The organism is Glaciecola sp. KUL10, assembly GCF_003203515.1.
Classification (GTDB): domain Bacteria; phylum Pseudomonadota; class Gammaproteobacteria; order Enterobacterales; family Alteromonadaceae; genus Glaciecola.
Genome location: NZ_BGNG01000003.1, coordinates 418,863 through 435,920, shown reverse-complemented (window position 1 = coordinate 435,920; position 17,058 = coordinate 418,863). Strand labels below are relative to the sequence as shown.

Genomic DNA, 17,058 nt, shown 5'->3' with positions numbered 1-17,058 from the left:
GGTGAAACAAAGAAGGAATTAATATCTATGCTCGAGTCTGATGTTTTTAACAGAAAATCCACAAGTAGCGCACTGATAAGTCCTGCAATCTACAACATTACTATAGGGTTCTGTTTGTTCTGGGGGTTTTTCGTAAATTGGTTGTTAGTTGTAAACGTAGCGCCTGAATCGCTGTGGGTCATTAATCCCTGGGTATTTTTTATTGGCTATTTGGCATCCTGTTTTTTTGGTGTGTATTTATTTAATTCCTCAGAAAAACCTCTTATCAGTTTCGTGGGGTACAACTTTGTAGTGGTTCCTTTCGGCTTAATCGTAAATATGGTTGTGTCTCGGTATAATGAGGCATTAGTGATTGAGGCAATTCGTATAACTGCTGGCGTAACACTGGTAATGATGATTCTTGGTTCAGTTTACCCGAAGTTTTTCCAAAAAATTTCTGGGGCTTTAACCGTAGCGTTGTTAGCTGTATTAGTGGTTGAGTTGTTTCAGATATTCGTGCTCGGTATCCATCACGACTGGATTGATTGGGCGGTAGCGGTGATATTTTGTGGCTATATCGGCTACGACTGGGGTAGAGCAAATCAAATACCTAAGACACTTGATAACGCTGTAGATAGTGCTGCAGCTCTATACATGGATATCATCAATTTGTTTTTGAGAATCCTAAGAATACTTGGCAGAAAGTGATTCAATCACATAGCAAAACAATTAACTACGCGCCTACGGCGCCAGACGCAGCAAAGCTGCGCCGGTTATTGTGATGTTAGGTGACAGGTGTAAACTTAAACTCTTTAGATTATTTGAAAGGAAAGTCTTATGTCAGAAGGTCGAATTCATTACTTGGAAATTGTGACTTCAAATGTCAATCAGGTTTGCGACTTTTATTCTCAAACGTTGGGCGTATCATTTAGTGATGCTATTCCAGAGTTGGGTGGCGCTCGAACTGCCAACCTTTTGAACGGAGGAACGCTGCTTGGCGTGCGTGCACCTTTGCATGAGACCGAAGAACCTACTTCTAGACCATACTATCTCGTTTCGAATATTGTGAAAGCAGTTGAGGCGGCAAAAAACTCCGGCGCACAGGTCGCAGTCCCTCCAATGGAAATTTCGGGTCGAGGACAGTGCGCAGTATTGATGTTCGGACCCATTCAAAGTGGGTTATGGCAGGTTTAAACAGCAATGTCACCTAACAAACCAGTAAAGTTCTTCCGCTCCGCTTGTTGGGACTCATACTGGAGCGATGAGACTGCAGAATTTATCATTTGGGAGGCCAATGTAGCGATGTTTTGAGCATTACCGATGGAGAATATGCTGCTGCACCTTTGTATTCATTGTTGTAAAGCGAATCGAGAAGGCGCAAATCTAAAGGTTGTCAAGGGTATTAGGGCGCAGCCCTGAGAGTTGGGTTAGTATGCAAGGCAACTATGAACTTTGGCAGGCAAAGCAAAACATCAACTTGGATAACGTGCAGCAAATAGAGCTGCACGCCGCCTAACAATCACATTAAGCCGCTCGCAGGCTCGGTGGGACAGTAACACGTTGGGCTCTGTCGCTTCGCTCTTACTTGACCGCGTATTAAGGACGAAGAGATCTTATTACAGGTTACAGAGAATCTAAATTCAAACAACCAGAAAAAATTCAGTCTCGGGAGAGCTTAGGATTATTGTTAATGGGACCAAAGTGCTTTATGTCGTTGACGTTTTAACATTTAATAATGAAGGTTTAATTTCATCAATCAGGGCTTACTTGGGCAGGGACAACTAGGATATTTTATGAAAGTCATGTCAATTGTTCCGCTCTCATTACTAACCGTTTATTCCTGCCAAATCCAATACCGAAAGAGTGCCCGTATATTACACGCAGACGATTTTTTTACACTTGTTCTTAGTAAGTTAAACGAGTGCAAACGAGAATTTCAGGTTTTTATATCGCAGTCGTTACATAGGGTTAGTTCAATAAAAGCCTTAACAACTCTGCCACCACATGCAACACTATTATCTTTTCGAAATTCTCATAAGATTAATTAAGGCGAGAAGTAATAAGTGTGTGAACTATTAGCCATGAGTGCAAATGTGCCTACTGATATCTGTTTCAGTTTCAGCGGACTCATGGAGCGTGGTGGGCGAACGGGCCCGCATAAAGATGGTTTTGGAATTACTTTTTATGAAGGTAAAGGTTGTCGAAACTTTAAAGATTCTCAGCCTAGTTGTGATTCTGCTATTGCAACGCTTATCAAAGATTACCCTATCAAAAGTAAAACGGTGATCAGCCATATTCGACAGGCTAATCGGGGAGGAATATGTCTAGAGAACACTCATCCATTTACACGTGAACTGTGGGGGCAGAGTTGGACATTTGCCCATAACGGGCAATTGACCGGTTACAAGCAGGCCTTGCCAATTAAATTTCATATCCCTATCGGGACGACAGACAGTGAGCGAGCTTTTTGTTGGATACTCGACCAAATATTTGAAAAATATGGCAAGACAAAACCGCGCAATATGAAATCTGTTTTCAAGTTTATTGCAAAATTATGCGCTCAATTAAAGGCGCTTGGCGTTTACAACATGATGTTAACTGATGGTGTTTATTTACTGGCATACTGTACTAATCATTTGCATTGGATAACGCGCAAAGCACCCTTTGGCAAAGCAACACTGATTGATGCTGAAATGACGGTTGATTTTCAAAAAGAAACCACTGATAACGACGTCGTGACAGTTATCTCTACAAAGCCACTTACTCAAGATGAAACCTGGCAAAAAATGGAAGAGGGTGATGCTATTTTATTCAAGTTTGGTGAAAGACTTTCGTAGCCTTTCGCTAAACGCATATTTGATTATTTTTCAATTGACTAAATTACTGCTGGTAAAAAAGAACAAAAAACATACAAGTTGCACTTTACAATAGCTTAAAAGTTGACCAGAATTTATCGGTCATTATTAACATAGGGAAGTGTATATTGTGTCTACTCAACTGCTCGATCTCTCCAAAAATGGTCAAATCAAAGCCAATAACGACATGGCTTATGCTCAACTTGGCTACAACTTTAATCTAGGCGCAGAATTTTGCCATGGCATTAACTTATCACTCGAAGCTGATGTGCTAGCGTCAGCAGGCTTATCTGCAAACCTTGGCGAATATGTAAAAGCGGTATTAGATGTTGAAGCCGGTATCGAAGGTGGTTTACAAGTCGCTGCTCAAATGTCTCCTGATGCCACGCGAGATATTGGTCTTATTGTTGCGGTCCGCGCATATATAAAAGCCTATATTCGCGCCCGTTTAGAGCTCGGCCTGAGTATGGAGGCGATTATTGATAACGTTCAAAATAACGTTGATTCGCCCTTGGTCGTTGACGTCTTTAAACTATTTGTTGAACAAATTGAAATTGGTGTTGGCGTCGAAGCAAACGCACAAGTCGGATTTACCGCAATCGCGGAACTGGTATGTAAAGGCACCTTAATCGCCAGAGAGGGGCAAGAAGCAGGATTTGATTTTAAGACAAGTGCCGAAGCCGCGTTTTTCTATGGCTCAGGCACTGAATTATTCGCAAAACTCAGATTTACCGATTTGAACGGTTTTTACTATAACGCGATTAACCTCGTGTTTGATGAAGTCAGAGACCAAGCCATCAGTAATAACCCCAATCAGCGCAAAACTATCGAAGTCAGTATGGAAGTACTTAAGCTAGTCTTGGGGCTTGTGATTGTCTGTGCGAGCAACACGCTGGTAGAAAAACGAAGCTTGAGCATGCAAGTGCTTTTGGATGCGATAGTTTCTAAGCTCATTGCCGATTTTATTGAAGCCTACGAAAACGCACTTAGAGGTGAACTGGATAAATTAAATCAATATTTAGATGACAACCTAGGCATTGATGAGCAACAAGTAGACATGCTTGTTCAGCTCAGTAAAGATGTAATCGCGTTGATTGAAGCAGTACAAACCGCGAAAGATTTTGCGGCAACATTGGTGGTCATGAGCAAAATCATAAAAATAATGCAAACCATCAACTACCCAGGCGTTGAATACATTACTCAACTGATGACTTATTGCCACCTTATGATTTACTTGGGAAGTGATGAAGAAGATAAAGCAGATTTTGCTAAACCTGATGCGGTGATTTTAGACGAGTATAAGAGGGTAACTAATAAGACAATCAACCAACTAGATAACAATAAGGTATTCGAGTATTTAGAAAAAGGCGATTTTGTTGACTTTTTACTCAATAATCTCGGTCAAACGGGGGAAGTGACACGCGCGATTTTAAAAGTGATCCACGACAGTGGTAGAACCCTAGGTGAAGCATTAACGCTGCTGTTTAAAGACCGTTCTGATGATAAGAAATCGAAAGCGGATAATGAGCTATTGTTGTTTGGTTTTGATGTATTAGAGACTGTGTTAAAGGACTATATCGTTCCTACAATCAACACATCAGTCAAGGCGCACGTCGATAAAGATACTATTGGCGAGGAATACTTTAACATTGTATTTGTCGATACACTTGAAGGCTTACCTAACGTTATTATACCTGCTTTGAAAGTGTTGCTGATCGATGAAACAAAAGTCAAAAATCCACCTGAGCAGCCACCAAGAAGCGACGGCCAACCGCCTAAAAAGCTTACCGCACAAGAAAAACAAGCAATTATCGAACAACTGATAAATCTCTATCTGATCAGGTTCTTGGCAAAAAATATCAATTTTGTGACGCAAGTACTGCTTACTCACTCGGTTGAAACCTCAGAAGCAAACTTAAACAAAATGATTTCAGGTGTCAGTAATCCTGAATTTGCCTACATGGCGCATGATTTCATCGATTCTATTGAAGACAAAATTAGCGAACTTGTTCCTTTTGGCGGTCGCTTGGAGTTTGATGACGATGTGCAAGCTGCCTTGGTGCAAGAGACACGGCTGTTTTTAAGAGAAATTTTTATCGTTGCAAAAGGAGCCTTTGGCAGTGAAACTTGGACCGATAGCCGAATCAGTCAAATAGGTGAGGGCATCGAACAACTCATTACAGAGCCTGCTGGCAGTAGTTTTGATTTCGGTGCAATTGATGTGAACGAAAACGCGATTGAACGCATGGAAATGTTGATGACCTGTTCGTTTATCAACGGAGAGGTATTTGAAACACTGCAATCGCTTATTCCAGTATTGGCTGAAATTGGACTGGTTCAGTTTAAGGCGTTTTTGCTGACTATTCCGCTCAAAAGCGCGCAATACATCTTAAAGATCCTGTATTTGTTACTGTTTAAACCTATCTCTGAAGTGATTCAAGCCATTTATGATGCGGTTGTTGCAATCATTGATTACATTGATGCGCGAATTGAGGATATTAAAGCAATTCTCAAAAAAGCAGGTGAAGAACTCGCAAGACTAGCAAACGAATTGGTCAGTGCTGCTAGTGATGCGATGGCGTTAGCGGAACAAGCCATAAAAGACTTTTTTACCAGTTTGAAAAACAACTTAGACGAAAACTTTTTAGAATGGTTGGGCGATCTAGCCGCAGAGTTCCTAAATTCATTACCATTTTTTAACTTCGATATTGCGACCGCAGAAGAAGTCATTCTTACTATGCAAAGTAAGGCCTTGACCCGTCTTTCCAATGTGGACTTGAATACATGGGTTGATTCAAATAGTCGAGTGAAAGTTTTAAATGCTAGCCAGATCAGGGACCACATCACCAATAGTGTATTTAATGCTTCATTACAAACTGAAATAGACAAGGTCACGGTAAAAGACGGAAAAACGAGAGAACAACGTTGGCAAACAAGTCGCAGTGTCATGCAGACGCAATTGCAAAATCTGGCGACTATCAGTGAATCACTCGAGCTAAATTATTCGAGAGAAAAACTCTATCAGCCAATTCTAAATGAGCTTAAAGTCAGTAAAGCTGAGCATTTGGAAAACCTAGCGTTAAATACGCAATTATCAAACAGCGATATAAAAATAAATAGTCCGCTTGAAATTGATGCAAGCATAGATCAACTGCCCATGATGGGTAAATACGTCTATTTAGAATTTGATTTTGACCAGTTGGACGTTAAGAAAGTGCTAAATACGCAAATCCCAATTGATTTGCAAAAGCTAGTTCAGCAAAGTCAGAAACCCAATGTTAATTTCGATACCACTGGTTATGTGGACTGGCTGAAACGAAGTTATAAACCCTCAGAGCAAAGTACGGTTCAAATCACCGCTTTGTTAAATGGTAAAGCACTTCCGCTAGACCAGTTTAAAATCGAGAATAATAAACTCAGTACTCACCTTGATAGCGAGTGGGTAAAAGAGGGCGAAAACCAATTAGTGTTGTCGGTTATTGGTGCTTCTTCATTGGGCAATAATACGGTGAATAAGTATGTACAGTTTTATGCCAGTAAAAAGTACCGTCGCCACCCAAGTAACTCTGTCTATATCAATCTGCAAAAAAGTGTATTTGATGCTGCTGGAAACGATCATAAACGCGCCAGAGAGCTAGATTTAGATAACAAAGAGAGCGTCGTTATTTCCAATGCGACTGATAAAGATATTGATATCGGTGATTGGACGCTTGAGGATGCTTATGGGCATAAATATACATTTGTTAAGCGCAGGATAGTGAGAGCCCATAGCGATTATCGTTTGTACATTGGTAAGGTGCCAGGCCGAAAATACAATTGGGTTGCAGAATATCAAGGTCGAGTCATTGCTATTTTGAACAACTCAGGGGAGTTTTTAAAACTGTGTGATCAACACGGAAAAGTTGTATCACATGTTTACACAGGCTCACCTTCAACCAACCCGCATATTCATTTTTTGTCAGAGGGAGGATAGTAAAATGACTGATCACGCTGACCAACTTGTCAATGGCCTTAATGCGACACATAAAAAAGTATTGAGCGACTTTAGTGCCAAACTGCAAAAGACGATTCGCAACTCTAAACTAAGATCTTATGTGCAGTGGAAAGACCTCTCTAATGACGATACCTTGCACATCCAGATCGATGCCTTGGAATGGTTGGGTGGCGCAAAGTACCGAAAGCACACCTACCATAGCTTTATTCTATATAACTTTGCGACCAACGACACAGTCTTAACGGACAATCACAAACAAGCGCTTAATGGCCTACTTGAATTTGTTATTCAGCCGTTTTGGGCCCAGAGTAATCAAACTAGCTCATCTCGGCACTATGAACTTTATTCATCGCCTTTTTTTGTCAACCTTAAGTCTTCTGAAAAAGACAAAATCTTTGGCCAACAGTTTACGCACCTACTAAAAAGCGCCGCTTCGCGCAATGCTTCACTTGCCACTAATCTTAAGGAGCATTATATCACTGGCGCGAATGCGCAGTCTTGGTGGCGTCATCCCACAATTTCGTTTCCAAAAACGGCAAGTGAATGGGACGCTTCAAAAAAAGCACTACGAGAGAATGCAAACTATCCGTGTTTTGAGCTTAAAAAATTGATGTTTGATAAAACACGAGCAGATATATCTGGTGCTTTTTCGACAATAGTCGGCAGTGCAAGCAAGTCGGGAGATGAACCTAATAATCAAACACTATCTGAAAATCGAGCGCGTGCGGTTCAAGAATATCTAGACAGTGACCCATTTGGCTTTGGGTTTAAAACTATCGAAACATCCGGAACAGGCTCGGGTAACTTAATTGTGCCTTCACCCACCAATCTCAATGCAGATGAAAATAGAAACGCTCGGTTTACCTATTATCAGGCCAGTGACTACATTGACGTAGCGTTTATCGATGATGTCAGTACGATTTACAAAAGTAAGCTCAATGCTGTCAAAATTGCTAATGACAACAGAATTGCACAACTAGAGAGTATTATTAGCGATGCAATTGATGGCAAGCAACAAGCCTTTGTGCATACTTCATTGGACCCTCATTTGATGGCCAGAGATGATTTGCTCAAACCGATTAGACATGCTGAATGTTATATGAAGTTGGGGCAAGGATGTTTTCATTATTGCCAGACCGACGCATACAGTCTAGATGATTTAGACAGCATGAAAGGAATGCCCAACTTTGCAAGCCATGGTGTCGATGATGGCAAGTTTTATATCGATTCCCCTGAAAACAGTGGCTCACCATTTAAAGGCTCTCCTTTAGAGTATCTTTTGAGTAATGGCACTTTTAGTGAAGATAAACCATTTCGTCTTCCCTTATCCTCAGACTCAAAGCTTGAAAGCGCCAGTAAATTGCTTTCAGACATTGTTGAGGGATTTAATTCGTACTACAACATTGCAGGCTTCTCGAGCCTTCCTTCGTACGAGCTTTTTACTAAGTTTTATGCTGATTATATTTGTTTCAACAAGTTATGGGCGTACTCGTTTGGTATGCGCAAAATGACCAAGGCAAAAGTGGTTGGTCTAGTGAAAAGTAAAGTTGTTGAGTATCGTTTTAATTCTTCATCTTTTCATAAGTTGAAGAAGTTTAACTATCATCATTTTGACCCAAGCACGACCTACATGACCATTACATATGTGTCAGATGTGTTTGAACGCAATTTTGCTAGCTTGTTAAACGCACAGTCTCCAAACGGCTTCTATTGGTATGACTCAAAAGACGTTGATCTATTGGTTGAAAACAAAGAAGTATTTGTCACACAGGAATATCGTTTGCTCTACTTATATTACTCAACATGGTTGTCCTCATTGCGTAGTCAGTATTCTAGATTCGACCATATTTCTGATGCAGATAAGGAAGTGTTGGACTTTTTTAATGATACGATCACCATTGTAGATGACGAGTTGGTAAGAGTTGGCTTTCCTTATTTACGTTAGTTAGAAAATTGCGATGGCTTAGGCGTCTTAAGGGTAATTTTAAGTCGCCTAAACCATCAATTCTAGGTGTCCAAATCCCTTCTATTTCCACTTTATCTCAAGTCAAAACCCACCCAACGCATTTTTGCTTACCTACTATTAACATTTCGCTTACATCCCCTTAGGATAAAAAATAACAAAATACAGCAAAAACATAATTTTGTTACCAACACACACTTTCGGGTTGCGGATAGCCGTTTACACACATAACGCAGATGACTATCCAAATTGGAGAAACACATGAATAACAAAAAAGTGAAATCGCTTGCTAAATTTAGCTTAATGCCGATATTCGCAATAACACTTGCTGGTTGTGGTAGCCAAGATATCACCACAGACACAGCTGTAGAGCCAATCGATACTTCGGTTCCAACAACAGGTTGGGAGATGGTATGGAGTGATGAGTTTGATGGCGCATCGCTTGACCAAAACAATTGGACTTACGAAATTAACTGTGAGGGCGGCGGTAACTTTGAGAAACAATGTTATACCGACAGTCCAGATAATCTATTTTTACAAGACGGTGTGCTTAACATCGTGGCGCGTCAAGCAGAAGAAGGGGCGCCACTGCCTTACACCTCATCAAGAATTATTTCGCAAAATAAAGCTGATTTTAGGTATGGCCGCATCGAAATGCGCGCCAAATTACCTGCTGGACAAGGCTCGTGGCCTGCATTTTGGATGATGCCCACCGACTCTACTTATGGTGGTTGGCCAAAGTCTGGTGAAATTGACATTATGGAAGCCGTCAACCTAGGTACAGTGGGTGAAGACGGTGTCGCTGAAACACGAATTTTCGGAACACTTCATTATGGAGAAGATTTTCCTCGTAATGTTTTCTCTGGCAAGGATTACCGTCCACCTAACGATTTGAACCCTGCTGACGACTTCAATACTTATGCGATTGAATGGCAACAAGGTGAAATCCGTTGGTATATGAACGGTTATTTGTATGCCATGCAACGTCAATCTGATGTGCGTTTTAACAGCCAAGGTGAAGCAATCGGTTTGAAGCATCGAGGTTGGTTTGTGCCTCAATTCAACCCAGTTACGGGTGAAGAAGAGTTTCTATACAACGAAGCGCCGTTTGACCAAGATTTTTTCTTGATCCTAAACCAAGCAGTCGGTGGAAACTTCCCTGAGAATACTAACTTAGGAGGGATTGATGAGTCAGCGTTTGTCGACGGTCAAGCCTTTCAAATTGACTATGTAAGAGTTTACGAATGTACACAAGACCCTGATACTGGTCGTGGTTGTGAAACACTGCGTCCTGGCTACGATGATCCTGAAGACGCATTTGTAGAAGGGTTAGCGCCTTCACCTACACCACCTGTTCCAGACGTAGCCGTACCAATTACGATCTTTGAAGACACCGTAGCTGACGGATGGGCACTTTGGGATTGTTGTGGCGGTACTGTTCCTGAAGTGGTTATGGACGACGCCCCTTATGGCGCCGTCGCTGAATTTCAGATTTTAGATAATAACGGTACGGTTCTTGGTTTCAACAGTCGCGACGGCGGTCAACCTTACAACGCATCTGCAATGGTCGGAATTGGCAGCTTAAAGTTTGATATGAAAGTGGTATCAGACACGACATCACCGACCACTTGGTTGATAAAAGTAGAAGCAGATAATAATACTTCGTTTGCTGAACTACCCTTAAGTGCAAGCCTTGAAGGTCAAGCGCCTGTTGAAGGTCAATGGCAGTCATATACATTCCCTATTCAAACACTCAGTGATGCAGGTTTAGACGTTAGCGCGATTGATGTCATCATGATTTTCCCTGCATGGCAAACGGGCGAAGGTGCGGTTTATCGCATCGACAATCTTAAAATTGAACAAGATTCAGCAGCACCATCTGTCGAACTCGTGCTCTTTGAAGATGGACAAAACCCCGATTGGCCGCTTTGGGATTGTTGCGGTGGCACTGTGCCAGCTGAAGTGGAAGATGACCCAGCATACGGAACAGTCGCCGAGTTCCAAATTCTTGATAACAACGGGACAGTACTTGGATTTGACGGTCGCAATGGTGGTGCACCATTTGACGCTTCTAGTATTTTAACTGAAGGTGTATTTCAATTTGATATGAAGTTAGTGAGTCCAACCGCGGGTGAAACGACTTGGTTACTCAAAATTGAAGGACAAACACCGGATGTGTTTGCTGAAGTTCAGTTGAATGCATCTAATGAAGGCGCTGAGCCTACTGTGGGTCAATGGCAAACGTACACTTTTGATTTAATGGATCTTGCAGATGCAGGTTTAGATGTCAGTCAAATCAGTGTTGTGATGATTTTCCCAGCTTGGCAGACAGGTGCAGGTGCAGTCTACCGAATCGATAATGCTAAGTTCTACAACCCAAATGCTTCAGGCCCAGCTCCTTCTGGTCCACTAGAGGCTGTATTTGTTGATGATATCAACCCTGCATGGCCGTTATGGGATTGTTGCGGCGGTACTACACCGACAGTTGAAATGGATGATCCTGAATACGGTGCAGTAGCTGAATTTAGAATCAACGACAACAACGGCACGGTGCTTGGTTTCTACAGCCGAGATACGGGCTCACCTTTTGATGCTTCATCAATTTTGACCACTGGCGTTTTCCGCTTTGACATGAAAGTAATGTCACCTCCTGCGGGTGAAACAACATGGTTGTTGAAAATAGAAGCTGACGGTAACACCTCTTTTGCTGAATTACCCTTGAGTGCATCTCAAGAGGGTGTGTCACCGACCACTGGTGAATGGCAGTCATATACCTTTGATTTACTGACACTATCTGATGCAGGTCTAGACATAAGCGCAATTGACGTGATTATGGTCTTCCCAGCATGGCAAACGGGTGCAGGTGCGGTATACCGTATAGACAACGTTTACATTGGTAACCCATCTGATATCGCTGGTGGCAGTGACGGCGGAAGCGGTGGTAATCCGGGTATGGATAACGCAGATATGGTTTTATTTGCTGATCAAATCAACGATCAATGGCCATTATGGGACTGCTGTGGTGGCACAACACCGACTGTTGAAACTGATGATGCTGAACACGGTGCAACTGCAGAGTTTAGAATTAATGATAACAATGGAACTGTTTTGGGCTTCTACAGCCGAGATGCCGGCACGCCCTACAATGCAGAAAGTATTTTAGCGACGGGTAAGTTTCAGTTCGAAATGAAAATCGTAGCACCTACTGCAGGTGAAACTACGTGGTTAATGAAGATGGAAGCCAACGGAAACACTTCGTTTGCTGAGCTTCCGCTTGCAGATAGCATGGAAGGTGCAGAGCCGGTTGTGGGTGAATGGCAAACATACACGTTTGACCTACTCACACTGGCTGATGCAGGACTAGATGTAACGGCAATTGATGTAGTAATGGTCTTCCCTCTTTGGCAGACCGGTGCTGGCGCCGTTTATCGATTAGACAATGTCGTGTTTTTAAGAGACTAAGTCTTGAGATAAACGAACCCATTAACCATTGCCCTTTTGCGACGCAATTAAATAACAAGTGCAAGCAAAATGTTAGCAAAAGGGCCTGTCAACCCAGTAGGAATACTATGAAAAATACAACATTTTCAAAAAATAGATTGTCTGCCACCATCTCTTTGTTGATGGGGGCAATGGCGGTTACTCCCGCAATTGCGCAAGACGCTAGCACTCAAGGTGCAAACTTTGATGATACCGTTGAAATTATTGAAGTCAGCGGCATAAGAGGCAGCTTGGCTCGATCGCAAGATATAAAAAGAGCAGCCTCTGGTATTGTGGATGCTATATCTGCCGAAGAAATGGGCAAGTTCCCAGACACTAACCTAGCGGAGTCTTTGCAAAGAATAACGGGTGTCACAATTAGCCGAAGTAACAACGAAGGTAGCCAAATTACCGTGCGTGGTTTTGGTCCCTCGTTTAACTTACTGACACTCAATGGCAGGCAAATGCCAGGCACGGGTAATTCGCGTTCATTTAACCTTGAAAACCTATCTTCAGAAGGCGTCAGTGCGCTTGAAGTGTATAAGTCATCAAGAGTTGATGTGCCCTCAGGTGGTCTAGGTGCAACCGTTAATATTATTACCGCCAAACCACTTGCAAGCCCAGGTTTAAAGTACTCTGTATCTGCAAAAGGCCTTATTGATGAGTCAAATACATTAGGTGATGATGTCACGCCTGAAATCGCTGCTTTGTACAGTCAAACATTTGCGGACAACACAATCGGTGTTTCGCTTTCAGCCTCGCATCAAGAGCGTTCTTTTAGACAAGAAAGTGCAAATATTCCGGGCTGGCAAGCCAATACGGGGCCTTTTAATTCGGCGACCAATTTTATTGACCCTCGCCCAGAAGCAGCCACACCTGAAGAAGATACTGCACAAGATCCCGTTAGCGACGGTCGCATTGGAAATACCTTTTTGCCACGTCAGCTTTCTTACGATGTCAACGATGTACTACGTCAGCGCACAAATGCGCACTTAACCTTGCAATATGCGCCTACCGATAGCATGACACTGACGGCGGATTACATGGTGGCAGATGCCACCACGGCAACCGAGGGCTTTGGTTACGGTGTGTGGTTTAACTTTGGTGGCAACGTTTCTTCGTACGAACTAGATGAAAACGGCACAGCAGTAAGCTTAACCGAAATACAAAACGACTTTGCACATTCGCGTACGTCAAATACAACGGGTGTTGAACAAGATTCAATCGGTTTTAACTTTGAGTGGTTCCCAACTGATGACTTTAGGTTAGAGCTTGATTATCACGATTCTAAAGTAGAGACAGATAACGGTTTGGATGATGGTACAAATGCCGCTTCATTGCTCATCTTAGGTCCCAACAATATCGTTGATAAGACGTATGACTTTACCGGCGGTGGTGTCCCAGTATTTAGCATGACTTGGCCTGATCGCGCCGACGAAGCAAATCCTGCTGATTTTGACCCCTTGTTTGCTCAGTTCAGCCGTGGTATTGGTAAGTCTGAAGTTAAACAAACTCAGTTCCACTCTGAGTGGATCAACCCTAAAGATTGGTTTTTGACGAATGTTAAATTTGGTTTGGCGCACACCGAACAAACCTTCTCAGGGCGTGCTGGTTTCAGCGGTAACCAAGGGCCTAATGGCTACAATGGCAACCAAGCTATTTTCCCTGATGAGATGTTTACACGTGTTGATGCAAACGGCTTTTTGGGCGAATTTGCGAGAGGTGATGGCGAGGCAACCAATTACTACTACGATTGGAACCTAGGCGAAGCTTTATCCAGAATTGCGACTTTCTTCCCCGATTTTACCACCGACCCGTTTAATGAAAATGGTCAAATCTCTGAAAGTTCATTAACAGAGTCAACGCAGTCAGTCTACCTCGCCAGTACGATGTACTTTGAAGCGTTTGATAGACCTGTAGATGTGAATTTGGGCGTTCGCTATGAAGAGACTGAAGTAGAAAGTGACAATCTTCAACGCGCAGAGGACTTCTTAGTATGGTCTAACCCTACAGAGTGGCAGTTGCGCTTTCAACCGGGGCAAGACAACTTTGTATCAGGCGAAGGTGAGCACGATGTGCTATTACCTAGTTTAGATATCAAAGCGGAGATCCAAGACGACATGTTTGTCAGGGCATCATGGGGTAAAACAATTTCTCGTTCTGCGCTAGGTTCGCTGATTGCAGGTCGTGGTTTATCACCCAACCCTAAACCAGGTAGTCGTACAGGTAGCGCGGGTAATCCTAGTCTAGAGCCCTTCGAGTCTACGAATTTAGATTTCACTTGGGAATGGTACTACGGCGAAGCAAGTTCTGTTGCCTTAGGTTACTTCCGCAAAGACGTGAAAAACTTCATCACCCAAGGACTTAATATTGTGACCTTTGATGGTCTGCGCGACCCGTTTGCTGGACCGCGTGCAAATGCAGCAATAGCCGCGCTTGAAGCTGAAGGCGTGCAACCGACCGTGACCGCTATTTGGGAGCGCATTATTGCCGACGGTGGTGGTGTGGATGATGATTGTTGTCAAACCCAAATCGTGCGCCAAAATGCAGATGATCCCTTGGTCGAGTGGCAAGTGACTCAACCGGTTAATAACCCAGATACTCAAACCGTTGATGGTATTGAGTTTGCGATTCAGCATGTGTTTGGTGATAGTGGATTTGGTGCTTCGTTCAATACGACAATTGTTAATTCTGACTCAGAATTTGATGTTGATGACTTGTCGGTGCAAGCGCCATTAACCGGAGTAAGTGATTCTGCTAACGTGCAGTTGTTCTATGAAGATGAGCAATGGTCAGTTAAGTTAACCCATGCTTGGCGTGATAGTTATTTGTTAGGTGTTGGACAAACGCAAGGTTCGGCTGATGCGCCTCCTCAGTTTGTTGCAGAAACTAACATTACTGATTTCAGCATTAACTACAGTCATACCGAGTCCTTAACGTTCTTCTTGGAAGGTTACAATATTACCAATGAAGTTGAAGAAGGATACGGGCGCTACCGCAACCAATTCCTATTTGCTAGAGAATATGGCGCACGTTACGCCTTGGGTCTACGTTATTCCTTTGAGTAGTTTTGTAGGGTAATGAAAAAGGGGCAAGTTTGTTGAACAAACTTGGCCCTTTTATCGTTTAAAGTGAATGATTTTTAATTCGCGACCTAGGCATTAAACTGAGGTGAGTTTTGGATAAAGCAATCAAAAATATCGTGATCGTAGGTGGTGGCACGGCAGGTTGGTTAACTTGTGCGGTGATCGCGGCAGAGCATTGTGCTAATGCCGAAAATGGCATGCGCGTTACGCTTGTCGAATCACCTGATGTGAAGACCATTGGCGTTGGTGAGGGAACGTGGCCAACGATGCGAGGCACACTTAGAAAGGCCGGTATTAGCGAAACTGAATTTGTGCGCGAATGTGACGCAGCGTTCAAGCAAGGTGCAAAGTTTGCCAAGTGGGTGACCGGTGAAGATGATGATGCGTACTATCACCCGTTGGTGCTTCCTCAAGGTTATAGTGAAGTGAATCTTGCTCCTTTTTGGCAACCGCATGCAGACAAAGTCTCGTTTGCGGACGCGGTGTGTTTTCAAAGTCACATTTGTGAGCAAGGCTTAGCACCTAAACAAGCTTCAACCCCAGAATATGGTCACATCGCTAATTATGCTTATCATTTAGATGCGGGCAAATTCGCAAATTTCTTACAGCGTCACTGCACGCAAAAATTGGGTGCTCATCATGTATTAGACCATGTGGTGGCCATTAACAATGATGAAACAGGCGACATAAAATCGGTTTCAACCAAGCATTCAGGTGATATCGAAGGTGACCTGTTTATCGATTGCACAGGGTTTAATTCCTTACTTTTAGGCAAGCACTACAACATAGACTTTAAGAGTTGCAAGGATGTGTTATTCAACGACACCGCGCTTGCGACTCATGTTCCTTACGAACACCAACAGAGCCCTATTGTGAGTCATACCGTATCGACAGCACAAAAAGCTGGTTGGGTATGGGATATCGGTTTACCTACGCGCCGCGGTGTTGGCCATGTGTTTTCCAGTGCCCATACCAATGACGAACATGCTGAAAAAGAGCTAAGAGACTATATCGCACTGTCTAGGCCTGATCTTGCTGAGTCTTTAGATGTTCGAAAGATAGATATAAAACCCGGTCATCGAGAGAAGTTTTGGCATAAAAACTGTGTTGCCGTTGGTTTGTCAGCCGGATTTTTAGAGCCGCTTGAGGCGTCTGCCTTGGTATTGGTTGAGCTGTCAGCCGCGATGATCAGTGAACAAATGCCCGCGACACGAGGCACGATGAACGTGGTTGCAAAACGTTTTAACGACAAGTTCACTTATCGTTGGGACCGCATTATTGATTTCTTAAAGCTACACTACGTGTTGACCAAGCGCACCGACAGTGACTATTGGATTGATAATTGTCGTGCCGAAACCATTCCTAATGAGCTTAGCGAACTGCTTGAATTATGGCAGTATCAGTCACCTTGGCATCAAGATTTTACGCACGTTGATGAAGTGTTCCCTTCTGCGAGCTATCAGTATGTGCTTTATGGCATGGGCTTTAAAACGAAAAATCCGCCAACGCTTAGGCGCTCAATGAATCAACAATTAGCCGAACAACACATGCAAAAAAATCATGCTTTGACACAAAAATTATTAAACGGTTTACCAAGTCATCGCGATTTGATTAATATGATAAAGCAGCAGGGTTTAAGGATGGCTTCTTAATTATCTAGTTAAGAAACGAACTTGCTTAGTTGCAACAAAATAAAAATAA

At 42.8% G+C, this 17,058-nt stretch carries 7 protein-coding genes and 1 pseudogene; all 8 read left to right on the top strand.

The features are described 5' to 3' along the window. Positions 1-27: 27 nt before the first annotated feature. The 8 genes and pseudogenes from KUL10_RS08105 to KUL10_RS08060 all read left to right on the top strand — a co-directional run bounded on the left by KUL10_RS08105 (position 28) and on the right by KUL10_RS08060 (position 17,009). The gene (locus tag KUL10_RS08105) at positions 28-687 is read left to right on the top strand and encodes a Bax inhibitor-1 family protein (RefSeq protein WP_110428399.1); all 660 of its coding nucleotides are present in this window, start codon (positions 28-30) and stop codon (positions 685-687) included. Positions 688-816: 129 nt separating this feature from the next. Next, positions 817-1,173: a VOC family protein gene (locus KUL10_RS08100; RefSeq protein WP_110428398.1), complete on the top strand. Its 357-nt coding sequence runs from the start codon at positions 817-819 to the stop codon at positions 1,171-1,173. Positions 1,174-2,042: 869 nt separating this feature from the next. Continuing rightward, complete coding sequence (locus KUL10_RS08085; protein ID WP_110428396.1) at positions 2,043-2,816, top strand: class II glutamine amidotransferase; 774 nt, start codon at positions 2,043-2,045, stop codon at positions 2,814-2,816. A 148-nt stretch (positions 2,817-2,964) separates the two neighbouring features. Continuing rightward, positions 2,965-6,807, top strand: a complete 3,843-nt coding sequence (locus tag KUL10_RS08080; RefSeq protein WP_110428395.1) for a lamin tail domain-containing protein — start codon at positions 2,965-2,967, stop codon at positions 6,805-6,807. Positions 6,808-6,811: 4 nt separating this feature from the next. Continuing rightward, positions 6,812-8,773 carry an OmpA family protein gene (locus tag KUL10_RS08075; RefSeq protein WP_158525344.1) on the top strand — a complete coding sequence of 654 codons (1,962 nt, stop codon included), beginning with the start codon at positions 6,812-6,814 and terminating at the stop codon, positions 8,771-8,773. 321 nt (positions 8,774-9,094) lie between these two features. Next, a pseudogene (locus tag KUL10_RS08070) lies at positions 9,095-11,695 on the top strand (family 16 glycosylhydrolase); the annotation flags it as partial. Between the two features lie 665 nt (positions 11,696-12,360). Beyond that, entirely contained in the window at positions 12,361-15,339 is a 2,979-nt protein-coding gene (locus KUL10_RS08065; protein ID WP_110428393.1) for a TonB-dependent receptor, read from the top strand. A gap of 110 nt (positions 15,340-15,449) precedes the next feature. Then, positions 15,450-17,009: a tryptophan halogenase family protein gene (locus KUL10_RS08060; protein ID WP_110428392.1), complete on the top strand. Its 1,560-nt coding sequence runs from the start codon at positions 15,450-15,452 to the stop codon at positions 17,007-17,009. Positions 17,010-17,058: the final 49 nt, after the last annotated feature.